Origin of the sequence: Pseudomonas sp. N-137, assembly GCF_034555295.1 — a bacterium.
Taxonomy (GTDB): Bacteria; Pseudomonadota; Gammaproteobacteria; order Pseudomonadales; family Pseudomonadaceae; genus Aquipseudomonas; species Aquipseudomonas rhizophila.
Window position 1 is genome coordinate 52,697 of the sequence record NZ_JAXUDQ010000011.1, and the last position, 22,418, is coordinate 75,114.

The 22,418-nt window shown below is 60.3% G+C and carries 31 protein-coding genes; 1 reads left to right on the forward strand and 30 read right to left on the reverse strand.

Annotated features, from left to right (window positions below):
* Positions 1 to 3: 3 nt before the first annotated feature.
* From T3A99_RS12570 to T3A99_RS12680, 23 genes are all read right to left on the reverse strand, one after another.
* Positions 4 to 3,570: a phage tail protein gene (locus T3A99_RS12570; RefSeq protein ID WP_322834371.1), complete on the reverse strand. Its 3,567-nt coding sequence runs from the start codon at positions 3,568 to 3,570 to the stop codon at positions 4 to 6.
* A 57-nt stretch (positions 3,571 to 3,627) separates the two neighbouring features.
* On the reverse strand, positions 3,628 to 4,188 hold the full coding sequence (locus tag T3A99_RS12575) for a tail assembly protein (protein ID WP_416221554.1): 561 nt from the start codon (positions 4,186 to 4,188) through the stop codon (positions 3,628 to 3,630).
* 75 nt (positions 4,189 to 4,263) lie between these two features.
* Positions 4,264 to 4,662 carry a hypothetical protein gene (locus T3A99_RS12580; RefSeq protein WP_322834373.1) on the reverse strand — a complete coding sequence of 133 codons (399 nt, stop codon included), beginning with the start codon at positions 4,660 to 4,662 and terminating at the stop codon, positions 4,264 to 4,266.
* 25 nt (positions 4,663 to 4,687) lie between these two features.
* Positions 4,688 to 4,924, reverse strand: coding sequence for a hypothetical protein (locus T3A99_RS12585; protein ID WP_322834374.1), 237 nt, complete (start codon positions 4,922 to 4,924; stop codon positions 4,688 to 4,690).
* Between the two features lie 67 nt (positions 4,925 to 4,991).
* Positions 4,992 to 5,747 carry a C40 family peptidase gene (locus T3A99_RS12590; protein WP_322834375.1) on the reverse strand — a complete coding sequence of 252 codons (756 nt, stop codon included), beginning with the start codon at positions 5,745 to 5,747 and terminating at the stop codon, positions 4,992 to 4,994.
* Between the two features lie 2 nt (positions 5,748 to 5,749).
* Positions 5,750 to 6,499, reverse strand: coding sequence for a phage minor tail protein L (locus tag T3A99_RS12595; protein WP_322834376.1), 750 nt, complete (start codon positions 6,497 to 6,499; stop codon positions 5,750 to 5,752).
* 9 nt (positions 6,500 to 6,508) lie between these two features.
* Entirely contained in the window at positions 6,509 to 6,847 is a 339-nt protein-coding gene (locus T3A99_RS12600) for a phage tail protein (RefSeq protein WP_310662504.1), read from the reverse strand.
* Positions 6,847 to 9,825, reverse strand: coding sequence for a phage tail tape measure protein (locus tag T3A99_RS12605; RefSeq protein ID WP_322834377.1), 2,979 nt, complete (start codon positions 9,823 to 9,825; stop codon positions 6,847 to 6,849). The genes T3A99_RS12600 and T3A99_RS12605 overlap by 1 nt, the downstream gene beginning before the upstream one ends.
* 10 nt (positions 9,826 to 9,835) lie before the next feature.
* Positions 9,836 to 10,219 carry a DUF1799 domain-containing protein gene (locus T3A99_RS12610; RefSeq protein ID WP_416221553.1) on the reverse strand — a complete coding sequence of 128 codons (384 nt, stop codon included), beginning with the start codon at positions 10,217 to 10,219 and terminating at the stop codon, positions 9,836 to 9,838.
* Entirely contained in the window at positions 10,135 to 10,521 is a 387-nt protein-coding gene (locus T3A99_RS12615) for a phage tail assembly chaperone (protein ID WP_322834378.1), read from the reverse strand. Before T3A99_RS12615 ends, T3A99_RS12610 begins: the two co-directional genes overlap by 85 nt.
* Positions 10,522 to 10,530: 9 nt before the next feature.
* Positions 10,531 to 11,178 (reverse strand): phage tail protein, encoded by a 648-nt coding sequence (locus T3A99_RS12620; protein ID WP_322834379.1) that lies wholly within the window; start codon positions 11,176 to 11,178, stop codon positions 10,531 to 10,533.
* A 71-nt stretch (positions 11,179 to 11,249) separates the two neighbouring features.
* The gene (locus tag T3A99_RS12625) at positions 11,250 to 11,669 is read right to left on the reverse strand and encodes a phage tail terminator-like protein (RefSeq protein ID WP_322834380.1); all 420 of its coding nucleotides are present in this window, start codon (positions 11,667 to 11,669) and stop codon (positions 11,250 to 11,252) included.
* Entirely contained in the window at positions 11,666 to 12,091 is a 426-nt protein-coding gene (locus T3A99_RS12630) for an HK97 gp10 family phage protein (RefSeq protein WP_322834442.1), read from the reverse strand. The genes T3A99_RS12625 and T3A99_RS12630 overlap by 4 nt, the downstream gene beginning before the upstream one ends.
* Before the next feature lie 20 nt (positions 12,092 to 12,111).
* Positions 12,112 to 12,495 carry a hypothetical protein gene (locus T3A99_RS12635; RefSeq protein WP_322834381.1) on the reverse strand — a complete coding sequence of 128 codons (384 nt, stop codon included), beginning with the start codon at positions 12,493 to 12,495 and terminating at the stop codon, positions 12,112 to 12,114.
* Between the two features lies 1 nt (position 12,496).
* Positions 12,497 to 12,865 carry a hypothetical protein gene (locus T3A99_RS12640; RefSeq protein ID WP_322834382.1) on the reverse strand — a complete coding sequence of 123 codons (369 nt, stop codon included), beginning with the start codon at positions 12,863 to 12,865 and terminating at the stop codon, positions 12,497 to 12,499.
* 5 nt (positions 12,866 to 12,870) lie between these two features.
* The gene (locus T3A99_RS12645) at positions 12,871 to 13,149 is read right to left on the reverse strand and encodes a hypothetical protein (protein ID WP_322834383.1); all 279 of its coding nucleotides are present in this window, start codon (positions 13,147 to 13,149) and stop codon (positions 12,871 to 12,873) included.
* 49 nt (positions 13,150 to 13,198) lie between these two features.
* On the reverse strand, positions 13,199 to 14,167 hold the full coding sequence (locus tag T3A99_RS12650) for a major capsid protein (protein WP_322834384.1): 969 nt from the start codon (positions 14,165 to 14,167) through the stop codon (positions 13,199 to 13,201).
* A 9-nt stretch (positions 14,168 to 14,176) separates the two neighbouring features.
* Positions 14,177 to 14,923, reverse strand: coding sequence for a DUF6651 domain-containing protein (locus T3A99_RS12655; protein ID WP_322834386.1), 747 nt, complete (start codon positions 14,921 to 14,923; stop codon positions 14,177 to 14,179).
* Positions 14,924 to 15,073: 150 nt separating this feature from the next.
* Positions 15,074 to 16,147 carry a hypothetical protein gene (locus tag T3A99_RS12660; RefSeq protein WP_322834387.1) on the reverse strand — a complete coding sequence of 358 codons (1,074 nt, stop codon included), beginning with the start codon at positions 16,145 to 16,147 and terminating at the stop codon, positions 15,074 to 15,076.
* Positions 16,147 to 17,526 carry a DUF4055 domain-containing protein gene (locus T3A99_RS12665; protein WP_322834388.1) on the reverse strand — a complete coding sequence of 460 codons (1,380 nt, stop codon included), beginning with the start codon at positions 17,524 to 17,526 and terminating at the stop codon, positions 16,147 to 16,149. The genes T3A99_RS12660 and T3A99_RS12665 overlap by 1 nt, the downstream gene beginning before the upstream one ends.
* Positions 17,527 to 17,528: 2 nt before the next feature.
* Entirely contained in the window at positions 17,529 to 18,827 is a 1,299-nt protein-coding gene (locus tag T3A99_RS12670; protein WP_322834389.1) for a terminase large subunit domain-containing protein, read from the reverse strand.
* Positions 18,814 to 19,275, reverse strand: coding sequence for a DUF2280 domain-containing protein (locus T3A99_RS12675; RefSeq protein WP_322834390.1), 462 nt, complete (start codon positions 19,273 to 19,275; stop codon positions 18,814 to 18,816). The genes T3A99_RS12670 and T3A99_RS12675 overlap by 14 nt, the downstream gene beginning before the upstream one ends.
* 31 nt (positions 19,276 to 19,306) lie before the next feature.
* Positions 19,307 to 19,930 carry a putative metallopeptidase gene (locus T3A99_RS12680; protein ID WP_322834391.1) on the reverse strand — a complete coding sequence of 208 codons (624 nt, stop codon included), beginning with the start codon at positions 19,928 to 19,930 and terminating at the stop codon, positions 19,307 to 19,309.
* Positions 19,931 to 20,004: 74 nt separating this feature from the next.
* Between T3A99_RS12680 and T3A99_RS12685 the strand changes: the two genes are divergently transcribed.
* Positions 20,005 to 20,208 (forward strand): hypothetical protein, encoded by a 204-nt coding sequence (locus tag T3A99_RS12685; protein ID WP_322834392.1) that lies wholly within the window; start codon positions 20,005 to 20,007, stop codon positions 20,206 to 20,208.
* A 31-nt stretch (positions 20,209 to 20,239) separates the two neighbouring features.
* Here T3A99_RS12685 and T3A99_RS12690 read toward each other — a convergent pair whose 3' ends face one another.
* From T3A99_RS12690 to T3A99_RS12720, 7 genes are all read right to left on the reverse strand, one after another.
* Positions 20,240 to 20,491: a hypothetical protein gene (locus tag T3A99_RS12690; protein WP_322834393.1), complete on the reverse strand. Its 252-nt coding sequence runs from the start codon at positions 20,489 to 20,491 to the stop codon at positions 20,240 to 20,242.
* Positions 20,488 to 20,679: a hypothetical protein gene (locus tag T3A99_RS12695; protein WP_322834394.1), complete on the reverse strand. Its 192-nt coding sequence runs from the start codon at positions 20,677 to 20,679 to the stop codon at positions 20,488 to 20,490. Before T3A99_RS12695 ends, T3A99_RS12690 begins: the two co-directional genes overlap by 4 nt.
* Positions 20,676 to 20,897 (reverse strand): hypothetical protein, encoded by a 222-nt coding sequence (locus tag T3A99_RS12700; protein ID WP_305383965.1) that lies wholly within the window; start codon positions 20,895 to 20,897, stop codon positions 20,676 to 20,678. The genes T3A99_RS12695 and T3A99_RS12700 overlap by 4 nt, the downstream gene beginning before the upstream one ends.
* A gap of 53 nt (positions 20,898 to 20,950) precedes the next feature.
* On the reverse strand, positions 20,951 to 21,175 hold the full coding sequence (locus tag T3A99_RS12705; protein ID WP_322834395.1) for a hypothetical protein: 225 nt from the start codon (positions 21,173 to 21,175) through the stop codon (positions 20,951 to 20,953).
* Positions 21,159 to 21,392 (reverse strand): hypothetical protein, encoded by a 234-nt coding sequence (locus T3A99_RS12710; protein WP_322834396.1) that lies wholly within the window; start codon positions 21,390 to 21,392, stop codon positions 21,159 to 21,161. Before T3A99_RS12710 ends, T3A99_RS12705 begins: the two co-directional genes overlap by 17 nt.
* The gene (locus tag T3A99_RS12715; protein WP_198725636.1) at positions 21,389 to 21,706 is read right to left on the reverse strand and encodes a hypothetical protein; all 318 of its coding nucleotides are present in this window, start codon (positions 21,704 to 21,706) and stop codon (positions 21,389 to 21,391) included. Before T3A99_RS12715 ends, T3A99_RS12710 begins: the two co-directional genes overlap by 4 nt.
* A 396-nt stretch (positions 21,707 to 22,102) precedes the next feature.
* Positions 22,103 to 22,402, reverse strand: coding sequence for a hypothetical protein (locus T3A99_RS12720; RefSeq protein ID WP_322834397.1), 300 nt, complete (start codon positions 22,400 to 22,402; stop codon positions 22,103 to 22,105).
* Positions 22,403 to 22,418 lie beyond the last annotated feature (16 nt).

Here is a 22,418-nt window from a genome sequence, read left to right on the forward strand (position 1 = left end):
AGCTCATGCGGACAAGTTCCCCCACTGATAGCGCTTCACGCCGTTTTCATCGAACACCTTGCCGCCGTTGTTGTTGATGGTTTGGCGGGCACCGCCGCCCAGAGGGCTGTTGAGTTCAAAGTTGCCAGCCTTATCGATCCGCCAACCCTGAACGCCAGCGATGTAGTTGTCCGATTGCAGAAACTGACCAATCTTCAGCATGGTGATGCTGCCGTCCTGGATGAACGCCGAGTTCATGAACACCTGACCGCCCTGCACTGCAAACGGAACCGATATAGCCCCGCCGGCGATGGTGTTGACGATCGCGAACCGATCAGCGCTGACCAGAAACTGGCTTTGCAGGCCTGCCGCAGTGTTCTCAATGCCGAGCCCGATACCGGCCGCCACATACTTGCCGTCGGAGGTGAGCTGCATCTTTACAGACCACATGGTCGATAGTTTGCCGCTCGTATCCGCGTAAGCAGTGGCTGTTTCTTGTATCGATGCGGTGTTCTCGCCGACCTTGACGTTTACTTGCGTGAGCGCCTGCGCAGTGGCCTCCTTGTCCGTGGCGACCACCTGCCGAAGATCGGTGACGTTGGCCTCGTTCTCGCCTACGGCAGCAGTCAGGGACTCTGTTTTCTGAGCAATTGCCAGGTTTTCCGATGCCCTGACCTTTTCCTCGTTGGCGATTGCCGCAGTGCTGCCCCACCCCTTTAGAGCATCGGCAAGGTCGCCCTCACCGTTGTCGTCACGGTAGGAGGCTCTCAACGCTTGGAAGGCCGTGGCCTGGGCCGTGACAACCCCGTCAATCTCGGTGATGTCAGCGGTGTTGGTCGAAACCTGCTGCGCCAGGCCATTGGCCGTCTCGATCGCCTGACCGACATCCAGCCAGTAGGCCGGGTTTGGCGGTGGCGTGTTGATCGGAACCTCATCGGTCGCCTGATAGATGCGGCCGTCTCCTACGACCATTTCCCCTGTCTGATAGACCTCGTCCGGCTTGTAAGCGGAAAGACCGTCCAGCGCATCGATCTGGTCCTGAAGACCGGGAATCTTGTTGATCTCATCCAGGATGTCCTGGCCGAGTTCTGTTTCACCGATTTGACCGGCGATCATGTCCAGGATCGGCCCCGCCTCCGAGCTCGACTGCCCCTGAACCCCAATCCCAAGCGGATACCATGGCCCGATGTTGCCGATCCGATCCACAAGACGCGCCCAGAAATAGAAGGTCACGCCAGCGGCCAGGCCGAGCAGGGAGAAGTCACTTTGTGGATATGCCAGGTCGGTGAGTTTGGTCGATGCCTCCTGATCCGTGGTGGGGCCGTACCAAATCTCCGTGCGCTGGGTGTCGCTCGATCCATCGGGAAAGCCCCACTTCAAGTAAATCCCGAACAGCAAGGGTGTAGCCGTCAAGAACGACACCGCCGGCGGCAGGCCCTCCTTGCCCTTGAGATCCGTCAGCACGGAGTTACGCCAGATCGACGAGATGTCGAACGCACTCACCGCGCGCACGCGGGCCACGTAGGCTCCCGCGTAGATGCCTACCACGTCTACGTTGGTCGAGCCGGTGCGCTGGACCTTGATCCAGTTGCCGCTGTCCTTGCGCCATTCGACGTCATACGCCACAGCCCCTTCAACAGGGGGCCAGGTGATGGTCATCGTGGCTACAGCTATTCCCTGGGAAACGACAGAGTTCGCCGTCAGGGTGACGCTGGCGGGCGCCGGAACGACGGTGATCGGAATAACGCTGATCGGCCGGTCTTCCAGGCGAGCACCGGTGTCGATGAAAGCAAACTTGCTCGGCTCGTACTGCAGCGCACTGATTTCGAAGTCGCCCTCGATGGTGCGCTTGGTCCGCAGCACTCGGTACAGCGGGATCGCCAGGTCGTCAGCGTCGAGAGCCCACTGAAGCTGCGCCCGGGGCGCCTCGCTGTAGGCGACGGTCACGGTCACGGTACGGCCAGCAACGCTTTCCACGGTGCGCCCTTCGGCGCGGCCGCCGGGCAGGTTGATGATCAGTCGGTCGCCAGCCTTTGCTAGGGTGTCGCGGTCCAAGGTTACAACGCGACCGGCCACAGCCGAAATGCGCCCACCAATCTCCCGACCGGCCAGCAGCGAGTCCGCCACTGGGATGATGTGGCCCGGGAGCGGGATCACGCCTTCCATGCCGGTCTTGAAGGTGACAGTGCGGTCCAGGTTGTTGCTCAGGATCGCCCACTTGCCCCGGCGCTGGGCCTCGGATGCGCGGGTGCAACCGATGGCGCTCAGCTCGGTTGGCCGGTCCCCGTAGCGGCGCTGGAGGTCCAGGTCCGAAAACGGAATGACGTCAGTGTCGTAGTTGTTCGACGGGTTGTCGTAGCTGACCAGGGCCCGGGTGTACCGGGTCTTCGCCGAAGCGCTGCCATACGAGAATTTCCCCTCGATGACGTTTGCCCGGGTGAAGACGTAGTCGAAGTCCTGCGCGCGCGGCATGTCGGCCTGCATGATCAGCTGACCCTGGGCCCAGTAGGTCATCCCGCGGTAAATGCCGGAGATATCCCGCAGCAGCGTCCAGGCGTCGGCCTTGCCTTGCAGGTTCATGTCGCACAGGAAGCGTGGCTCGGTTCCGCCAAGGCCATCGGGCACAAGCTGGTCGCAGTACTGGGCAATCCGGTACAGCTCCCACTTGTCGACCATGAACGTCTTGATGCGCTTGCCCAGGCCGAAACGGTCCTCGGTGCAAATGCCGTACGTGATCCAGGCCGGATTATTGGTCCAGGCCAGCTTCATGCTGCCATCCCAGGTGCCGGTGTAGGTGCGGCTGATCGGATCGTAGTTACTTGGAACCTGCCATTTCCTGGCCTTGCTCTTCACGGTGACGGCCGGAATGTTGGTGAACTGCTCGGCGTCGAACTCGATGTACAGCAGCGCGGTGTTCGGGTAGCGCAGCTTAGCGTCGATCACCTCAGTGAAGCCGGCGATCAGCATGGTGTCTGCGATCTTGTTGCTATTCTGGTTCGGCGTAATGCGGCGGACACGGATCTGCCAGCCGGTGGTTGCCTCGGGCAGGTCAACACGCTTGGAGCGCTCGTAACGGGTGGTGGTCTTGCCATCCACAGCATCGGTCAGAACTTGCTGATAGGCACCGCCGTCGGTAGCCACGTCGATGGCGTACTCGATCCGGTAGCCGCCAATGTTGCCTTGATCGTCCTGGCGCTGGAGCGCTGGCCAGGCAAAGCGGACGCGCACGGCCGAGAGCTGGGTGTTGGTGACCGAGCGGACCCATGGCGCATCACTGCGCAGCTCGATGTTCAGCGATGTCTCGTTCTCGACTGATGGAATGCCAGGGATATAGGTCTGATCGACAGACCCGGAGCGCCACTCCCACTTCACGTTCGGGAAGTTGACGTTGCCGCTGGCATCGTTGATTGGCGTGTTGTCGAGAAAGATGTTGGCTGCAGTGGGAGCCTCCTCAAACTCGCCCTCGCCCACCGCGATCAACAGCTTGGCAATGTTCGTGGAGCGCAGGTTGTCGCTGGCCTCGGTCGGGGACTTAGGCTTCTTGTCTCCGCCTTTCGCGCCGTGAATATCGATCTTGCGTGCTGCGCCCATACATTCCTCCAGGCGTAAAAAAACCGCCTCATGGGCGGCCTGCTTGCTGCGATATCGTTACTGTTTGTCTTCGGCGTAGATCGATGCGGAAATGATCATCCCGCCCCACCGGCGTTCGCCGATGCAGATCGGTACGGGGTTACCGCTGGCCGTGGTGTTCTTGGCACTGCCGAAAGCGTAGGACGGTACGTTCTCGGGAGAGGCACTAGTCTTGAGCCCCGATGCTTGGGGGCTGAGCATCTGGATGACGCCGCCGGCGACGAGGCCGACGCCCAGTTGCACAGCCCAGGTCTGCCCGAAGTAGGAGCCGGCGACGATCAGCACGGCGCCGATAATGGTCTGAAGAAGACCTGCCCGCTTGCTCCCGGAAACGACAGGGACGATGCGGATCTCTTGCGCGCCGCCGAGAGCAAAGTCTTTCTCGGCCACGTTCTGCCGGTTCCGGAAGATCGCGAAGCGCATGCCCTTTCGCTCAAGGTCCCTGATCGCCGCCTCAAATCCCTCCAGGGTGCACTTGAGCGCCTTGAAGGCCTCGCCCACGGACTTGCTGCCAAGCTCTCGATAGTGAACCCGGCCAAAGAGTTTGATAAGCGGGCCAGAAAGAAGAATGGTGGTCATGGCTGGATTATTGCTGAGCGTGGCTGCCAAGGCTTTTCTCCGGGCGTAAAAAAACCGCCCGGAGGCGGCTTCTTGTCATTGCATGGTGGGTGATAGGTCCATGCTCATCGCTGAGTCTATGGATATCCTGAATTTTTTGGTGCTGCCGGCCTTGATGCTGGTTTCGCGTTCCTTCAAGCCGCTCCCACAGGATGACGCTGAGAGGATGTGGTCACCTGGAGCGACACGGAATTTCGCGGTCTCGCCTGATCCAATTTCTGCCGCCCGGCGGCCGTCGATGCTCACTGTCGTATTGCAGCCGGCGCCCACGAAACCCTTGTCCCGAGTGACGACGAGTGTCGAGTCACCCTGCATCTGGGCCTGAAACGCAAACAGCCTGGAAGATGGGACCGGGTCAGCTTCGCTGGAAGGAACTGGGGAGGTTGCACAACCAGCCAGCATAGCCATTGCTACTGCCGCCATTGGAATCCGCATGAATTATCCTCAGAAAGTCCGCGCTCTACGGATTTGATCCAAATTTCGCACGAAACTCATTTTCGAGCTTCTCACAGGTTTCGGTGATTATCGACTTCGCGCCCGAACCACCTTTGAAGTTTTTTTCATCGGATCGGCAAAGCTCTATGGCGTCCCTAGCCTTCTGCCTTTCTTTCCCTTCCGGCGTATTTCCTACTACCGCGCCGAAAAGCAGAAATGCCGCGACCACAGCAAGCAATCCAAAAACTATCTTCCAAGCCATATTGCCTCCATTTTTGAGAAGGCAATTTAGCATCAAGCGGACGCAAGCACCAAAAGCAGCAGATTTCTCACTTCGCGTCCTTGTGGCGCAGCACAAGCCTGGAGCGATCCGCCCATGGACCACCATAAATGATGATTTCGCTCGGCCTGCCGTACAGGTGGTGCAGTAGGAAAGGCCCGGGGCCGAAGGTCTCGGCATCCTCGCCAGGCAACGCCGGGTCGGCGCCGAGGAAAATCCCGGCGTGGTTCGGGTGAACCGTCCGCCCAACCTCCATGACGATCATGTCGCCGCGCTGAGGCTGGTCCACCCGGTAGAACCCGGCGGCCTCGTAGTTCGCCTCGTACAGGCTGGTGTTGTCCTTGCTCTCCCACCAGCCATCGGCGCGCTTGAATGCTTCGAACTCAAGCCTCCACTCGCGCTTATACCAGTCGGCGCAGACCTGCCAGCAGTCCCAGGCGCCGTGGACGAACGGACGTTTCAGCAGTGGCGTCTCGCCCGTGGGCACCACCGTCCGCAGGTCGCCCTCCGGCCAGCTCAGGATGTGCCAGGGCATGCCGGTCGCCTCGCACATCGCCAGGTCGCGCGGCGACGGCCGGCTGGTGGCGTCCGGGTGCGAATGAACAATACCGATGATCTCGCCCAGGTCTTCAGCCCCGGCGTATTCCTCCGGATCGATGCTGAACTCCTCGCTCGGCTCGGTCGCGATGTTCTTGCATGGGAAGTACTGCTGCTTACGACCCATGGCCAGCAGAAGCCCGCAGCACTCTTTCGGGTACTCGGCCGCCGCATGCGCTTGGATCGCGCTCAATATGTGCTTGCGCATGGTCAGCTCCGGGCGATCAGGGAGACAGCGGGGAAGCCACCGAAGGGCAAGGCGTTGCCCTCGCCAAAGCGAGGAATGCACCCACGGCCAAGAGTGGCGTCACACTCATCCAGTTCCGGGTTGTCGGTCGGCAAGCCATCCTTTGTTACGTACGGCCCGGTGTACTGGCAATTGGGTCCGCGATAACCGCCCGTCAGGCACCAGTGGCACAGGGTCGTGGCCTGGCGCCCGATGGACTCCCCGCCCACGTCGCCCGGGCTGGCAAGCTCCCAGGTAACCGTCTCCCCGTCCTCGTTCGTTTTCTGGTCGATGTACCAGACCTCGATCGTCTCCTGGGTAGGGTCTGCCGTTGGGTTGCCGCCGGGGAAGTTCTCGGCGTCCAGGTAAGTGCCCAGCGTGTGCCGCATGGTCAGCTTGAACTCGAGCAGGTCGTCGAAAGCCAGGCACAAGGCTGTGATCCGGCCATTGACGTTGCCCACCGACAGCGTTGGGCGAACCGCCGTGCCGTCGCCGTTGGATTCGATACCGTCAATCTGCATCGGCCAGGCGCTGTACTCGTTGCCCTGCCAGTAGATCGGCTTGGCCGGCAGCTCATCGGCGGCGGCGCCGGCGGCGATCAGTTCGGCCTCGGTGTGCGGAATCGCGTGCCCGTGGAAGCGCAGGATGTCCGCACCGTAGTCGGAGCCGTCCAATTCGAAGAGCAGCACTTCGCTCCCAGGTTCGAGAACCTGGATGTCACTGATCAGCGGCATGGTTGACCCTTATGGATGGTAGGCCCGTTCAAATGTGGCCGTGAGTTTGAAAGCGCCGCCGCCAGCAGGCGTGGGCACGTAGCTCTTGCAGGAAAACAGCCCGAGCTGGCCGAGCGGCGTTGTCCATAGAAAGGCCTTGGCGCCGGCGTGTCTGTCGAGGAAATCCACGATCTGCTGCACCCGCGCTTCCGGCCCCGTATGGGTGATGGGGTAGGAGTCTTCCTTGTTGTTCGGCCCGTCTCCTACATCCTGCTTGTAACCATTGCCGAACCGTGCGGTGCGCACCCGAAAATTAATCTCGGGCGCGTCTCCGTGCTGGGTGGACCAAGTGAACGTTTCGATAGCCATCAGCCCCTCCCGTTGATAACGCGCCAGATGGCGCCGCCTGGCTGCAATCCCCTGGAGATAGCCGTTTCAGCTTCGACCTTGGCTGCCTGTTGGATGCCCTTGCCCAGTTGCGTGGTGTCTTCCGTGGTTGTCGCGCCGCCGTCACCGGTGGTCTGCACGGAAACTGCCACGGGGAAGTTGTACACGTTCCCGCCGCCACTGCCGCCACCACTGATTGCTCGGACACCCAACTGGCCGCCGGCCGTTCGGGTCAGCGGCATAATCGCCTCCTCCCCTGCCTCGCCCATCACGCCAATACCACCGCCGGCCATGCCGAACGCTGTCGGCTTGCTGACGATGGAGTTCGTGAAGGCGCCGCCGTTGGCGAACATCTGCACGCCGCCCGACCAAGCGCCACCATTGGCCTGAATGCTGCCAGGGGTGAAGCCTGATAGGTCGCCGGAATACCCGGCCTGGGTTGAGCCGGCCGATGACGTGCCGCCGAAGTAAGAGCCCGCGGCCGACGCCGCCAGACCGAACAAAGCACTGAGCCCTTCGGATGCCGCAGTCCTTGTCGCAATTCGCGCCATGTCAGCCAGAACCGACTTGGTGAAATCCCCGAAAGAACCCTTGCCTGTAATGGCGAAGTTGACGATCGAATCCTCCATGGAGCTGAAGGCGTTGGTGAACAGGTCCCGCGTCTGTCCGGCGACGTTGCGCGCGCTTTCCAAGTAGTTACTGAAGGCCGAAGTTGCACCCTTGCGCCAGTCGCCTTGAGCCTCAGACATCTGCTCGTAGTTGCTGAGCACTGTTTCGCTCAGGTCCTTCTCGCTTTTGTTGATGGCGTCCAGCTTGGCCTGGTATTCCTCGGCGCTCATGTTGCGCGACTGGTCGGCCTTGTCGCGGGCCAGATCCAGGCGCTGCTGGTTGGCTCGGTCGGCAATGCCGTTGAGTTCGCCGTTGATGGCGTTCTCCCGGTCACCACGGCCCACACCGTCCGCTGCACGGCTGCCAGCACGGCGCAGGGCGACGTTCTGCTGGTCCAGGGCATCGGTGTAGCTCTTGATGGCCTGGGCCTGCTTGGCGAGCCTTCCCTGCTCGTTGGTGGCGATGACTTCGAGTTCGCTATCGGCCTGCTTCTGCGCCTTGACCATGTTGGCCCGGGCGTCGGCGATCTTCTGGTCCAGTTGGATACGCTGGGCGGCCGACGTGCTGGCTTTGCCCTTGGATGCTTCGAGGGCTGCGATCTCTGCCTGGTAGGCAGCCGTGACCTCATCCCGCTCATTGCCGATCAAGGCCTGGCGCTTGAGCAGGTAGTCTTCCTGGGTGACCAGGCCGGCCTTTTGAGCCGCCTCCAGTTGCTTCTGGGCGTTCTTGTACTCACCGAGGATCAGCGAAAGCTGGTTCTTCGAGTCGTTGAACTCGGTCAGGTTGACAGCGGTAGTCGCCGCTTTGGGATCCTTGTTCTTGTCCCGGATATTCTGAATCGTCTTCGTGACGACTGCTTCCTGGACCAGCGGGTCATTCGGATTGGCCTTGCGCAGCGCCTCGACGTCCCGCTTGTACTCCTTGATCAGCTTGTTTCGCTTCTCCTCGTTGGAGAGGTTGGAATCGCTGATAGCTTTCAGGCGGATACTGGCGTCGATGCCGTCTCGGTCAATCTTCGCCCGGTCACCCTGAGCCTTGCTGTTCGCGTCGATCTGCGCCTTTTCACGCTTCAGTGCCGCGATCTGGCTTTCGATGAATTTGGTAGATTGGCTGCCAGCGCCCAAGTCATCAGGGAATAGCTGCGCCAGGACGCCGGTTCTGCGCCCTGCGACGATCTTTTCAAGATTCGCGATCTGGCTGTCGATCGATTGGGTCCGGCCAACATCCAGGGTTGCGTCAATTGCCTCGGATGCGGCGGATTTGATCTTGCGCCAGGCTCCCTCGATCAATCCAAGGTTGGCAGTGACCTCGCCAGTCCGGGATCGGATCGTCTCGGCGTAGGTATCGGTCAGAAGATTGGCCGCGCCAATGGTGTCTCCCTGCTCCTTCAGGGCCACGATCTGCGAATAGACCGAGGCGGTGAGGAAGTTGTACTGGTCGTTTAGCTCTTTGGCGGCAGCCACCGGGTCTTTCGCGATCTTCGCGAACTCAGCAACGGTATCGTCGATAGCGCGACCTGTCGCCTTTTCCCACTCCAGCGCAGCTTCGGTAATTTCCTCGAAACTGCTGCTTGCGATCTTTCCGTTGCCGGCCAACTTCGCCAGAACCTCAGCCGCCGCACCAGTGGTGCCAACGGTAGCCGATACCTGGTCGGCCATCGAGCGCAATTGGTTTGCGCTGGTGCCTGCCGAGTTTCCAGTGAAGATGATCGCCTTGTTGTATTCATCAGCCTCCTGGCTGCCCTTGTAGTAGGCCAGGCCGAGCGCTGCTGCAGCGGCTGCCGCGACAGTAAACGGATTGACCAAGCCCAGGATGTAGCCGGCCATGGCGCGCGCCGCCGGCCCGATACCGCCGAACATATCCTTCAACTGTCCGCCCTGCTGGAGCAGCACAGTCAGTGGAGCCTGACCGCCTTGCAGCGAAACAGCGATGTCCGTGAACTGAGCGGGCACGCCGCGCAACGCGTTTGCTGTTTGCTTAGCGGTGTTGCCCGTGCGGGTCAGCGAATCATCGAATCGGCCCAGGTTCGTCCGGGACTGATCGATTTTCGCCTGGTACTCGCTGAAGGTCGAAGCATCCAGCGCGCCGAGCTTCTTCTGCTTCGCCAGCTTGGTTTCGAGTTCGTCCAGTCGTCCCAGGGCTTTGACAGTCGGGTCGATCTCGCCAAGCAGATCAGAAAGCTCCTCTTTCTGTTTCTTGATCGAGACCGAAGCCTTGTCGGAGCCCTTGGCAACTCGTTCGGCAGCCTTCTCCGCCCGGCCACCCGCCGCGGTGAGTTTGTCGAGGTCGGAGCTCGCCTGCGCAGCATCGGTCGAGTCGACCTTGATGCCGAGTTCAGCAATAGAAGTCATGCGGGCTCCGTTATTTCGATTCGCTCATAACGAGCATGGCCTCTGCTTCCATGACGCGGATGTCTTGAAAGGCTTCTGAGAGTTCGCGCCGCTTGATGCCCAGCATGCTGGCGACCGGCGGGAGCGCGTTGTAGTCCAGGCCCGAGGCCCCGCCCATGCCGGTGCGCCACTGCGTCGACATTGCTTCGAAGAGGCGGAAGGCGGGCCAGTTATCTGGCCATACCTCACAATCCCCGCCGTAGTCCTCAGCAGAAAAGCCAAACGCATCGAATCCTTCGAAGGTTGGCTGATACAGGGCGCGAGCGGCGCTTACGAGTTTCCCAGGCGGGCCGGCTGGTAGGCGGCCTGGTAAGCAGCCAAGACTGCTTGCGGGGCGCCGACGCAGGTCGTACACAGGGCGGTCAGCGATTCATCCGAGAGCTTTTCGTCGAATGCCCAGCCGTGAACGATGTCCTTGAGCTGGCCGACCTGGATGGCAATCTCTGCCGCCGTGGACTCCTGCCAAGTCAGGCCGTCTTCCTGTACCTGCTTGATGTGCTGCTCGCTGGCGCCGTTCCATTTGTCGAAGTACTGCGCCAGGGCCAGCCGGTCCAAGTATTTGAACTCGAACTCGACGCTAACCGGGTCAGCGCCTACGCGAGGAATCGCAACCTTCTCCTTGAAGGTTGGGTTCTGGGAAATCTTGATCTTCGCCATGACTCCCCCTTACGCCGCGTAGCGGATGAATTTGGCGACCACTGCGAACACCGCAGTAACGGCCATGACGTTGTTCTTGGTCAGCGACGGCACGTTGTCGAAAGACGCGAAGGCGTTGTAGGCGATAACGCCACCCGACGCGAGGTTGATGCGAATTGCGCGCGCAGCCTTGTCGTCGTCAGCTTCCAGCAGCACGGCGTTGTGCGGCAGGCTCGGGTCATCGGCCATGGTCAGCGTGAAGGACAGTGGCGACTTCGAGGTCGGGATCTGGTGCTCGTCGTCTTCTTCGAGAAACGAGTAGGTGACGTTTTGCTGCTCGCCGCCGGACTTGTTGGAGTCAGTGATTTGGCTGATAGGCGTCCAGGTGAGGATTTTGCGAACAGAGCCGATACCAGCGCCGGGAATGAATCGCGCGACGTTGGTGGTATTCACCGACTCCAGGACAAACGAATCGGTCAGCACGCTTTTCACGCGAACCACGCGGTTGTTCAGGCGAGCCCAGCCTGAGGTGACTTCAACAAAGTCGCCGGCCAAGAGATCATGCGCTACGGCAGAGGCTTCAGCCTCAGCGCCATTGGTAATCGCGGTGAAGGCAATGGCGGTGTCGTACGAGGCAGCGATGCTGACAGTCGAACCGTTTGGCAAAAAAACGCTCATTGGGGTTTTCCTCTATGCAGAAATGACAAAACCCGCTCACTGGCGGGTTCAGGGGTTGCCCAACGGGCGGATTAAGTTGTGGTGTCGGCTCGGTACTGGAACGACACAGGCAAGGCGAACGCAGTGTCTTCGGATAGCTGAGGTCCAGGCTCAACTGGCGTCATGATCAAGGCTGTGATGCCGTTTCGAACCAGTCGGTCGTTGAGTGGATACAGAGCTGCAAGTTCGTCAGCGATCGTTTCGGAGGCTGATGGGCCATTGCCTGACGTTGTCACGATGGTGATTTGAAACACGCCGGTGTACAGCCGGTGGGCACCAGCCAGGTCGTTGCTGTCGGTGCCAGCCGGTATGAGGAACGCTCTCAGATACGTCTCGCCATCACCAGGAACGAAAGCCACGTTTTGGTACGCGATGCGCAATGCTGGCGTTCGAGCGTCAGCCCAAGCCTTGAGGCGCGCCTCCAGCAGGGATCGAATGATCTTGTGGCTCATACCTGGTTGTTCCTGATGGCCTCCAGCACGATCTGCTGGAAGCGGGCCTGGGTGATGCGCACCATCCCGCCTGGCGCTTGGTCGGAGTGTCCGTACTCGAGCGGAATCGCATACGGAAGGTTGTTCACGATGAATCCCGTGGTCCCGGCGCGGAACTCAATCGAATCCCCAACGAGGCGCGCCGTGGTCTCTGCTCCAGTCGGGTCAACGGTGTCCAGTGTTCCGCCGGCGGGAGCCGTGATGCTGAACTGCCAATTCCCCCGGAATCGCCCGGTATCAACCGGAGACATGCGGATCAGTGACCCGCCAAGCTCGATGATGATTTCCCGCAGACTCGCGTCGATAGCGTCTTTTGCCTGCGCAGCGAACTCAGCCAGTTGCAGCTCGAAACTGCCACTCTTACCGCCGTAACGCTCCGTCATGTGCGATCCGCGCGGCATGGCTACTTCCTCAGTTGAACTGTCCAGGTTGCTTTGGCAGGGTCCTGGCTGACGTTCATTGCGCGCTTACCGCCGATGACGTCGCCGATGTCAGGGATGGCCAGGACTTCGGTAGGCTCGCCCAGCAGCGTGATAAAAAGTTCGTTCTGCAGGATGGTGAGCCTTTCGTCGGTAGCCTGGATCAGCGATCCATCAATCTCTTTGGCGAGATATTTGCCAAACACTCCCCGCCCGGCGTAATCCGTGATGGTCTCCGGCGTCGTGCCTGAGTCCGGGTCGTACTCACCCTGAACCTTACGCACGCCCACAACGGGGCTCACAGCATCGGCCAGGTCTGTGTCGAAGGCTTCGGCCAGATCCCTCTGCAGGTCGTCGCGCAGTCCCATTTCAGCCCCTCACAACTTTGACCTGGCCTGAGCCGAGGTAATGGGCCAGCAGCGCCAGGGCGAAAGACTCGCCGGCGCTGATGGTCCGGGATGATTCGGAGAACGACTTGCTGCTAGACACGCCGTCGGCGCTCACAGACTTCTCCGTAATGCCGGTTTCCTTGGAGCCGTAGATCCTGCCGGCGGCTGCCTCCATGGCAACCTCGGCGCCGGCCTGGACAACATCATCCGGGACCGGGTCGAACACCGGCAGACCGAGATTGGTAAGCCAGGTGTTCGCCATCAGCACCGCGCGCGGCTTCTTGTCTTCCGTGGCCCAGTTGGCACCCAGTAAGGCATCCACCTGCGCAACACTGATGTAGGTCGTCACGGGCTTTACTCCTGAGCCGATTTGTCGAGCAGCTCGGCCAGGGCTGGACGCTCGGCGTTATCGTCGAACGGGATGCCTTTCTCGGTCAGCTTCGCCTTGATCTCCTCGACTCGCAGGCCCTTGGACGGCTTATCACCACCCGAAGACCCTTTTTTCATCGGCTCCGGGTGCTTGTAGTCGTCCGGCGCGAACTTGGCGTCGATGATCTTGTAGCCCTTCTGGCGCAGTTCAGCCTTGCGCTCAGCGGTTACTGGGTGTTTCTCGTAAATGACTTTCTCGTCCATGGTGGACTCCTGGTAGGTGGATCAGGCGACCCGAAGGCCGCCGTCTCGATTACTGAGCGGCGTCGCCGATGGTGAGAACGCCAGCCGAGGCCTTGATGCTGTTCGCAACCAGGTCCCAGTTGGTGCCGGTGGCCAGCTCGGCGCTGGTTGGCGACTTGCCGCCGTTGGCGGTGTCCCAGGTGTAACCCTTCATGCCCAGCCCGAAGGTGTAGTCGGCCTGCATGGTGGTTTCGATGCGCTCCTTGCCGTTGGAGGTTTCGATGTTGGTGATCAGGTCGGAACCGTCCATCACCACCGCAGCGCCGTCAGCCAGGCTCAACACCTTCTGCTTGTTCGGCGTGCCAGCCTCGTACAGGGCCGCGGCATCGGTGATGATCACGGCCTTGCCGAGGATGTCGACCACCTGCACGCCGCTGAACTGGAACAGGCGCTCAGCGTTCGCCAAGTTCTGGCCCAGGAGTTTGTGGTACATGGCGCCGGTCATCACCTGGGCAACCAGGCGCTGCGAGGCGTCACCGAACAGCGCGTGGGCGTTGTTGATGGCGACATAGTTCACGCCGCCGGTAGCGGACACGTCGTTGGTGGCGGACGGCTGGTTACCAATCGCAGCCACCAGGGCGGCAATGGCAGTGTTCAGCTGGTCCGACATGATGGCTTCGGACAGGTTGCGGCTGATGACTTCCAGCGCCTCTTCCGGGTTCTTCTGCACCCACGACAGCTGCGCCGGCTCCCACAGGATGGGACCGAAGCCGCCCGCGATCTTCACGGAGTCGTACTGCTTTTGGGCCAGAGGGGTCGCTGCCTGGGTGCCGTTGGCTGCGTAACGGTCAACACGGCGCTGAGCGCCATGCAGGCCAGCCCAGAACGACTCTTGCAGGAAGTCGCCGTCGATGCCCTGAGTGGTCAGGCGGATGGCACCTGCCGAAGCAGCGTTGAATTTCTCAACGTCTTGCGCCAGGGTCTCGATGGTGACGCGTTTGAGGTATTCGTTGAATACCTTCATGTTCGAAAGGGCCATTGGGCCTCCTTATTCGCTAGCGGTCAGGCCTTTGATAGCAGCGACTCGATCTTCCTTGCTGCCACCAAAATTGCCCTTGGATTGGGTATTCGATCCACCGCCGTTCGGAGCACCGCCGCCATTGGCGCCGGAGCTCTTCAGGATGTGGTCGCGATGGGGGTACTGTGAAACGAGTGTTTCAAGCGCTTCGTTGAAGTCGGCCAACTCGCCAGGGCGCGAACGGCTGAAGACCTTCTGGCCCTGGCCGTCATAAGCGACAACCTTGCCTTCTTCGATCTTGAAGTTGCCGCCGAACGCGGCCTGCACCATGTCAGCCGGAATAGCCATCTTCTCGGCAATGAACTGCGAGCGGGCGAAGCTGCCGCCGATCTTCTCGGAGTACAGTTGCTGCTCGAGCGTCTGCGCCTTTCCGTTGGCTTCATCCAGTTGAGCCTGGAAGGCCTTGCTGATCTCGCCCTTCACCTTCTCGATCTCACCGGCATCCACCAGTTTCTTTGCGTCGAGGTTGGCGACGGTTTCCAGGGCTTTCTTGGCCTCAGCGGCATCCTCGATGCCCTCGAAGGCCTTGGCGACCTTCTCGAATCCATCAGCGCGCTCACGATGAGACTTAGCCTCAGCGTTCAGGCGGGTGATGGTGCTGCGAGTGCCCACTGCATCAAAGGCGACCTCTTTGCCGTCGTCTTCAACATAAACAGGCTTGCCATCCTGGATCTCAGCGTATTGCTTGCCATCCACTTCAACAGTCTTCAGTTTCATCTCGTCTCTCTGGGCCATCCGGCCAGTTGGTGAGCCATCCGGCCCTGTCGCGCCCCGTCCATCCGAACCGCAGGCAGAAAAAAGCCCCGCACATGGCGAGGCCTGGGTTGCGACACAAAATCGAATGTCGGCATTTCGTGTCGCAGGAAATTACAGGCGCCCCCTGAGCTCATCGAGCGTCAAGAAGCGTCCACGGTCGTTGTAGAAGTCATCCAGCTTGAGCTTTTCCTGCCTCAGCAGCTTCCCGCGCTCAGGCCCTAGGATTTCGTCCTGACGCGCCGTTGATTGCCGGCCTAGCCATTCGGCATAGGTCGTTGATTGCGGCACCTGACCGTCCATGGAGGCCCGCGTGGCGCCATCGCTGAATCCGAGCTTTGCCGCACTCTTGAGAATCGGCAGCTTGGTCGAGCGGCAGCACCAATGGATTCTCCCGGGGCCAGCCAACCATGGGATTTTGTGCCCGATCGGCAGGTAGGTCCCAAGGGTGTACGGCAAGCGGTCCCTGATCCGGCAGTCGGTCGAAGTGCGATTGTCGAGGGTACTGATCCACTCGACATGGCTGATTATGTCGCTGTTCGCCTCGTAGGCCTTGTCGCTGGCGGCCTCGGCCGTGCTCGATACGGCAGACCGGACAACGGCCTCGATCTCCCTGCGCGATTTCTGCAGGATGCCATCGGCGTACTTCTCTGCCCGGGTGCCCATGATGTTGCGGACGATTTCGGCAGTCGTTCGCCCTTCGACCACGCCAGCACGCACAGCATCGCGAACCGAGGCGGCGCGAGACGCCTCGATTCCACTCATCCACTCCCTGAGCAAGCGCCCCTGGAATGGCCGGGCCTGAGCAATGGCCTTGACCTGGCTGAACTGCGCGGCGGCAATCGGGATGGCCTCCTGCACAACGGCAGGGATAACAGCCTGAAGCGCGCCTTGCTGGAAGGCGATCTCATAGTTGATCAAGCCGTCGGTGGCCTGATCCAGTGCCTGGCGGATCTCCACGAAAGTGGACTGATTCAGGCGCAGGACCGTGGACAGAGCTGCGTCCACCGAGGCCGCCGACAGATTTGGGCCGAGGTTGTCGATTGCCGCGATCAACGCAGCACGCAGCTCGGCATCCTTACTGTTGAGGATCTTGATGATTGCAACGACCTGGGCATTGCTCAGGTGTTGCAGGTCAACCTCGTGCCCGATCAGCTTGTCGAGTAGCTTCTCGTTGGCGGTCTTCATCACATCGTACCGAGTGCGGGGCCCTGGGCTTCGATCTTCGCAAACTCCTGGGTCCAGTCGTATTCATCGCTGATGACGCCGCGGCGCTGCATCTCGGCGAACAGGGTTTCCTTGGAGAGCATCCCGGCATTTGTCATCGCGACGAGCGTCGGCAGCGACACTTCGGGCATGTAGTCGACATCGAAGTTGCCGCGCATCTCAACCGTGCCGCCATCACCCAGGCCACGGTAATCGGCCATGAACTGGAGAAGCTGGGCCAGGCAGTCGGCAAAGTGATTCGCCATCCGTGCCAGCGGCGACAACTCCTGCGCTGCCTCCTCGTCCGCCTGGGTGGCGGTCTTGGTTGCGCTCTTCTCTGGCGTGAGCAGCTTGGCGCCGGCCATGCGCATCTCATCAATGAGATCTTGCAGGGCTTCCCTGCCAGCCTTGACCGCTGCCCCGGTGTGCTCGACGTACTTGAGGTCGCCGTCCTTGGGCAGATCAGTCAGCGAGCCGGTGCCCACCTTAAATTCAGGCGGAACAGGCTTGCCCTGGTTGTCGAATATGGCCTGCACGCCGATGCGCACCAGGATCGGTACGCGAATAACGTGAAGGATGTTGTCCTGGTCGCTCTGGCTCTGCCAATGCTTGACGTTGAGGTGGGCCAGCTCCAGCAGTGGCGGCTTGGCCGTCATGAAGCCTGTGCGGCCCGTGTAGAACGTCACCAAGGAGATTGTCTTGAGGCTGTTGGTGCCCTCTTCGTGTAGCGCCCATGCGCCGCCTTTGGAGCCCATGCGGTAGGTGCGCCAGGATCCAGGCTCAAGCACGCGAATCTGATAGACGCACTTGGCGCCGAACTCGCCGTCCTCCTCCTCGACAGACTCGATGTAGCGAAACATCGTGAGCTGACCGCCTTTCGAGCGCCAGCCCAGCACTTGCTCAGGCTTCACCATAACCGCGTACGGGCGAACCCCTGCCGCGATTTCCTCGGCCTGGGTGCGCACACCGTCCGACTTAGGATGATCGATGAGCGCATGGCACAGACCGTGACTCAGGCCTTCACGAAAGAACTCAACCGCCCATGAGTTCAGGTCATTGCCAGCATGGTCGATGTCCTTGGTCATTTCCTTGAGCTGATCCGGCACATCGTCACCGACCTGCAAAGGCTCAGCGAAAACCCGGGAGGTCATGTTCCCGACCGTCTCCGAGTAGGCAGGCAGCAGCGTGGAGAGGCGCAGGCGCTCCTTGTACGATTCGTCAGCCTCGGCCGGATACTGGGGCAGAAGGCTCGTGCCCGCCGCCCGCATCGCCATCGTCCCACCCATGAGCGGAGTAATCACGTCCCAGTACTTGCGCATGGCGTCAACGGCCGGCAGCGTGTCGCTTGGGTTATTGCTCATGGTTACATTCTCAGGGGTTGGGTCATCGTGAATGGTCTGATGATCGGGTAGTCGTAGTGGATGAAGTAGCCGCCGGCGTCGTTCGCGTGGTCGTTTCCTGACTTCTTGTCCGGCTCCCCATTGGGCGACCACACCTGCTGTTCCAAGCCATCGGCGTAGGTCGGGCAGGTAAACGGGTTCACCAGGTAGCGCCGTTCGCCCTGGGCATTGCAGAACATGGCGTTCATGGCGTTGATCCGGTCCTTCACGGGCGGGTTTGCGTCAGGCGCAATCACCGAGAAACCGGCCTGGCTCAGGATCGCAATATCGGTTTCGCTCGCGTTAACCGACTTCCTCGACCCGCCAGAGGCATCTGGGTAGATCCTAATCTCGCAAGTCTTCTCGAAGGTGTTGCCGTTGTGGCGCCAGTACCGCTCTTTGATGCGACGGATCATGTCTGGCGTGTCGTAGCCATCCACCAACTCATCGACGGCCCTGGGCATGCCATGCTCGCGCTTGACGTGAGTGATCGCAGCCATCTTGCCGACGTTGAAGTCCATGCCGATAAACAGGGGCTCTCCAAGCTGAACGGTGTCGAAGCACTGGTTCAGCTTGCGGTCATAGGCCGTGTAGATGGTGCCGGACGTCAGGTTGACAAACTGGCCCTTCAGGTACGCCAGGATCAACTGAGGCGGATATGACTCCATCAGCGATTCGATGTAGTCGTCCGGCAGGTTCAGTTCGTTGTCGAACGTGCTGGCCTGGACTAGGCCGTACATCTCTTTGAGTGACGGCTTGTCGCGCAGCTGCTTCACGAACTGCTGGAAGACGAACTTGAAGCCTTCCGGCGTAGTGGTGACGTCTACCCCATTCTTCAGCCCGGGCAAGTTGTAACGCATCCGGGCGATGATTTTGCGCCAGGCTTGCTGCGCCTTGATCGACGTCAGCACGTCCAACTCATCCACCAGGGCGTGGCCGATCTTGAAGCCGACAATCGTCTGCGGCTTTTCCATTGACCGGCAAATCACAGTGCCGCGAGACTGCCGGCCGCTGTAGATGTGAACCTCATGGTTCGCCTGGTTGATCTTGGTTTTCAGCCCCCAGTCATAGGCCACCTCATCCATGGTCGGATAGAAGATGTCGCGGATCTGCGGATAAGTCGGTGCGAAGTAGCCAGCGTTCACGCCGGGCCACTCCATGAAGTGCTTGCTCAGCGCAGAGCATCCGACCCAGGTCTTCCCCGAGCCGAACCCAGCAACGAACGCACGAAACTTGTGAGGCAGCGTAAGGAACTGAGCCTGGGGAACGTTAAGGCTCGGCATTCGGCTTCCTCGCATCCACGACATCGACCTGGATGCGGGTCGGGATCACCGGCTCATCACCAACCTCTTCCTTCCGCGCCCGGTTGACGAACATATCGCCGGTTTCTTTCGCAGCCTGCTCCAGGATCTGCATGGCAAGGCCGATGTTCTTCATCGACTCTGCCCTCTCCACAAATCGATTCATGGCGCGCAGACGGAAGGCGCGGTTGGCGATCGGGATGTCGGCGGTCTCTTCGCGGAACCGCTTGCGGGTATCTTCGAACATCGTTACCCAGCGCTTTGCCAGGCCTTTACCCGATGTCTTCGTAGGGTCGTGCGTCTCAACCTGCTGACGGGTAACCGACACCCCGTATTCTTTCTGGACAGCCTCAACAACCTGTGATGGCGTGTCGAAGCACGCCAGGGCCTGAACGATAAAGGCCTTCACGTCGTTTTGAAGGGCTGCCATAGATTCTCATCCGTCCAGAGCCTGTCCAGAATCAGGCCAGCTTTAGCAGACAGGTTCCGCAGGCCCTCGATATATTCAGTTTCCCCACCTCAGCGGGCTTGTTTGCAGCATCCACCAGCACCTGGACATCAGGGCTCGCACCGTAACGGCGGACCACACCGACGAACTCCTCGACGTCGTGTCCGCGCATCTCGAGCTTTGGTAAGCCTTCCCGGGTGAACTTGGGCTGGCCGTACCCGTCACGCGCTTGGGCGATGTGGTACAGCTCATGCTCAACCAGGGCACAGAAGTCGGTGTCGCTGCACTGGGCGCAGTAGTCAGCGGCCAGGGTGATGATGAAGCTCGGCACATCGCCGAACCAATCACGCATCTGTTGCTCCATCCTGGCCTTCTGCCAACCCCCGGCGCGGAACGCCACCTGCTCGGCCTGGCCCAGTACTGTGCGGCCCTGCTTCTCGAAGCTCGACGACGCCCACATGACCCGGATGTCTGCATCCAGTAGGTGGGCATGGTCTGGGTTATGAATGCTGCCGGTGTCGGCAAGGATCTCGGATTGCAGCCATTCCCATACTTCAGGTGCAGGGGTCAGGCGGATCCCGAAGTCAGATAACTCGGACAGTTCAAGCAGCGACGATGGAGGGTATGGCCTGTCCATGGATCACCTTGAGCTTGAAATAGTGGCGGGTTGCCGGTATTGGTGAAGATCAACCCATCAGCAAGGAACGCAACATGTCAGCGACCATCCACGCAGCAGTCCTCAACGCGATCAACTCGTCGTTTAACTCCGAACAAAAGCGCGCATATGCCGTGGGCATTGCCTTGGAGCTTGTCGCCGCGAAATTATCGTCCGGCGCTTCAACAAACCTTGAGGGCGAAGTCAGGAACATTTCTGAATACGCAGACAAAATTCAAGAAGCCCTCAAGGCCAAGTGATCCACCCGTGCCGCACTCACCTGCGGCACACTTACTCGTCCCCATCCTGCAGCACATCAATCAGCTTTTGCTCGCCCAGTCGCATGGCGCCCAGGCATTGCAGGTCGTCGCACTTAGGCCCCAACCCGAATACGGTTACCTGACCTTTCGGGCCGATCAGCGTCAAGGCTCCTACGGTGCATTCCGGGTGGACGCCAGCATCAAGGTCCTCGGCGATCTTTCGCAGGGTCTTGGCGGCGTCTCTCCATCCCTCGCGCTTGAAATCAACCAGCTTGGCGGTCATTTGCTCACCATGATGTGGGTCTGCGCGTGAGCGTGCCCGTGCAGCTCTGCGACGATCAGGCCCTGGGGCAGCCCGGCGGCCTTGGCTGCATCTACCGCCTTGGCGATCGCCAAATCCAGATCGGTCAGCGCCTTGTTGATGTCCTGGCCCATAGGGAGAGCGTGGCGCAGGCGGGTTACGTTGGTCATACACCCTCCAGCGGAACCACGTTGATCTCACCCCACACAGGGCGGTAGTCAATGTGCTTGCCGTCAGTGCAACGCAGCGGCATTTCCGCAACCACAGCGATGCCGACCTTCGTGTCGCAGTAGGTCACGCAATCAATGCGCTCACCGTCGAGGAAGACCTCACGCTGCCCACGACCATCGTCGGCCCAATGAACATGCTCGCCTGATTGATCGGCCATAACTCTCTCCAGTGTCGCGACACAATTTGCCGATGCGCGAAACGTGTCGCGCTTTACTCAATCTGATCCGGTTGCTCGGCGAGCTTCGGCTGCTTGACCACTCGGGAAACGGCAACCGCGATGCCGAGCACCATGTTCACGATGGCGTAGACCAGCGGATCGACATGACCTTGGAACGATGACCAGCCCGTTGCGGCGGCGTTGAGCACCACACCGACAATCGCCAATTGCACACTGGTCATGCGCCAGGCCTTTCGCCATTCAGGGATCAATTTCATGGGTCGCCTTTGCTGCTGGCAGTTTTTCAAGGCTTTCGGCATAGCGCTTCCACTCTCGGGCACTTTTCAGGGCCTCGCGTAGGCGCTCTTCTTGGCCTGGCCGGCATTGTTCGCTGATATAGCGGTGTACGGTGACGCGCTGAACCGGCGGCTCCTGGATCGCTTCCTTGTGCGCACAGCCTGTGAGCAGAATGAGGACGATCAGCAGGCGATTCACTTGGGCCTACCTGTTTGGACGAGTGCCTTCAGGCTCTCCCCGACCTGGTCGATCTTGAACTCCTGGCGTTGGGTGTTCACGCGAAGGGAATCGACCAACTTGTCCGTCGACTCCCTGGACCGCTCCAAAGAATCAACCCTCTGGCCGATCAGGGCCTGGTTGGTCTGGTAGGCGGCGAGCTGCATCTGGAGAGACCCGAGCGAACCTACCACGTAGACGAATGCACCAATGGCACCGGCCGACAGGATCGTTTGCAGGATCGGGACGACGACCTTGAACGTCGTGCTGTCTGCAATGCGCGAGACTTCAGTCATAGGCGGTACCGTGGAGTAAAAGAGGCCTGCGCGGCCTGGGCATTGCCCGAAAACAAAAAAGCCTCAGCAAATTCTAAGGCCCTGAATAGGGTCGCTGTCTTTCCAGCAGTCAGCCAAAGACCATCACAGCGTCAACGCCCCAATGCATTGATCTCGCTGATCCTGTCTCGCGCCACTCTGGAAGTCAGGTGTGAGCAGAGCGCACGGGCTGCCGGTGTTCTTTCGTGACGCGTGACTTCCGGCGATACCGCGTCCAGGGGGGTCCCGAAGACTGTCCTGGCTACAGGTAAATGCGAGGCGCAAAAAAAACCCGCGCAGCACATACTGGCGGGTTTCCTGAGTTTGAGTGTGCCGGACAAGTGGCACGTTGTTGCTCTTTTAGACCTCTGACCGTGATCAGCAGGCCTCGATGGTGAAGGCAGGCAGGTTGTTAACGTAGTAGGCGGTTGATGCATTTGCCGCGAGATTTGCCGACGCTTTAAAAATTGCCTTCTTCATACGCCATTCCCCTTCTTGTCCGAATTGTTGTGCTTCATTTGGTGAATCAGTGAGTACTTGGAACAACCACAGAATAAATACTGCTGCCAAGCCCACCACCATCAACAACCCACCCTGTGCGCCATAGCCGCATGTTAATGCTCGGTCACCACTCCTCGATACGCGCAGGAATGACAGGATGGGTGAATAATGCGACATGGCGACATGACATTGC

Coding starts and splice junctions, on each gene's coding strand:
- T3A99_RS12645 (WP_322834383.1), bottom strand. CDS start 13,149: ATGGACGAGAAAGTCATTTACGAGAAACACCCAGTAACCGCTGAGCGC.
- T3A99_RS12585 (WP_322834374.1), bottom strand. CDS start 4,924: ATGGCTTGGAAGATAGTTTTTGGATTGCTTGCTGTGGTCGCGGCATTT.
- T3A99_RS12615 (WP_322834378.1), bottom strand. CDS start 10,521: ATGGCGAAGATCAAGATTTCCCAGAACCCAACCTTCAAGGAGAAGGTT.
- T3A99_RS12700 (WP_305383965.1), bottom strand. CDS start 20,897: ATGGCCGATCAATCAGGCGAGCATGTTCATTGGGCCGACGATGGTCGT.
- T3A99_RS12620 (WP_322834379.1), bottom strand. CDS start 11,178: ATGAGCGTTTTTTTGCCAAACGGTTCGACTGTCAGCATCGCTGCCTCG.
- T3A99_RS12720 (WP_322834397.1), bottom strand. CDS start 22,402: ATGTCGCATTATTCACCCATCCTGTCATTCCTGCGCGTATCGAGGAGT.
- T3A99_RS12650 (WP_322834384.1), bottom strand. CDS start 14,167: ATGGCCCTTTCGAACATGAAGGTATTCAACGAATACCTCAAACGCGTC.
- T3A99_RS12690 (WP_322834393.1), bottom strand. CDS start 20,491: ATGACCGCCAAGCTGGTTGATTTCAAGCGCGAGGGATGGAGAGACGCC.
- T3A99_RS12600 (WP_310662504.1), bottom strand. CDS start 6,847: ATGGCTATCGAAACGTTCACTTGGTCCACCCAGCACGGAGACGCGCCC.
- T3A99_RS12670 (WP_322834389.1), bottom strand. CDS start 18,827: ATGCCGAGCCTTAACGTTCCCCAGGCTCAGTTCCTTACGCTGCCTCAC.
- T3A99_RS12705 (WP_322834395.1), bottom strand. CDS start 21,175: ATGAAATTGATCCCTGAATGGCGAAAGGCCTGGCGCATGACCAGTGTG.
- T3A99_RS12630 (WP_322834442.1), bottom strand. CDS start 12,091: ATGACGGAGCGTTACGGCGGTAAGAGTGGCAGTTTCGAGCTGCAACTG.
- T3A99_RS12655 (WP_322834386.1), bottom strand. CDS start 14,923: ATGAAACTGAAGACTGTTGAAGTGGATGGCAAGCAATACGCTGAGATC.
- T3A99_RS12580 (WP_322834373.1), bottom strand. CDS start 4,662: ATGCGGATTCCAATGGCGGCAGTAGCAATGGCTATGCTGGCTGGTTGT.
- T3A99_RS12590 (WP_322834375.1), bottom strand. CDS start 5,747: ATGCGCAAGCACATATTGAGCGCGATCCAAGCGCATGCGGCGGCCGAG.
- T3A99_RS12595 (WP_322834376.1), bottom strand. CDS start 6,499: ATGCCGCTGATCAGTGACATCCAGGTTCTCGAACCTGGGAGCGAAGTG.
- T3A99_RS12685 (WP_322834392.1), top strand. CDS start 20,005: ATGTCAGCGACCATCCACGCAGCAGTCCTCAACGCGATCAACTCGTCG.
- T3A99_RS12695 (WP_322834394.1), bottom strand. CDS start 20,679: ATGACCAACGTAACCCGCCTGCGCCACGCTCTCCCTATGGGCCAGGAC.
- T3A99_RS12625 (WP_322834380.1), bottom strand. CDS start 11,669: ATGAGCCACAAGATCATTCGATCCCTGCTGGAGGCGCGCCTCAAGGCT.
- T3A99_RS12680 (WP_322834391.1), bottom strand. CDS start 19,930: ATGGACAGGCCATACCCTCCATCGTCGCTGCTTGAACTGTCCGAGTTA.
- T3A99_RS12665 (WP_322834388.1), bottom strand. CDS start 17,526: ATGAGCAATAACCCAAGCGACACGCTGCCGGCCGTTGACGCCATGCGC.
- T3A99_RS12570 (WP_322834371.1), bottom strand. CDS start 3,570: ATGGGCGCAGCACGCAAGATCGATATTCACGGCGCGAAAGGCGGAGAC.
- T3A99_RS12715 (WP_198725636.1), bottom strand. CDS start 21,706: ATGACTGAAGTCTCGCGCATTGCAGACAGCACGACGTTCAAGGTCGTC.
- T3A99_RS12635 (WP_322834381.1), bottom strand. CDS start 12,495: ATGGGACTGCGCGACGACCTGCAGAGGGATCTGGCCGAAGCCTTCGAC.
- T3A99_RS12575 (WP_416221554.1), bottom strand. CDS start 4,188: ATGACCACCATTCTTCTTTCTGGCCCGCTTATCAAACTCTTTGGCCGG.
- T3A99_RS12660 (WP_322834387.1), bottom strand. CDS start 16,147: ATGAAGACCGCCAACGAGAAGCTACTCGACAAGCTGATCGGGCACGAG.
- T3A99_RS12605 (WP_322834377.1), bottom strand. CDS start 9,825: ATGACTTCTATTGCTGAACTCGGCATCAAGGTCGACTCGACCGATGCT.
- T3A99_RS12675 (WP_322834390.1), bottom strand. CDS start 19,275: ATGGCAGCCCTTCAAAACGACGTGAAGGCCTTTATCGTTCAGGCCCTG.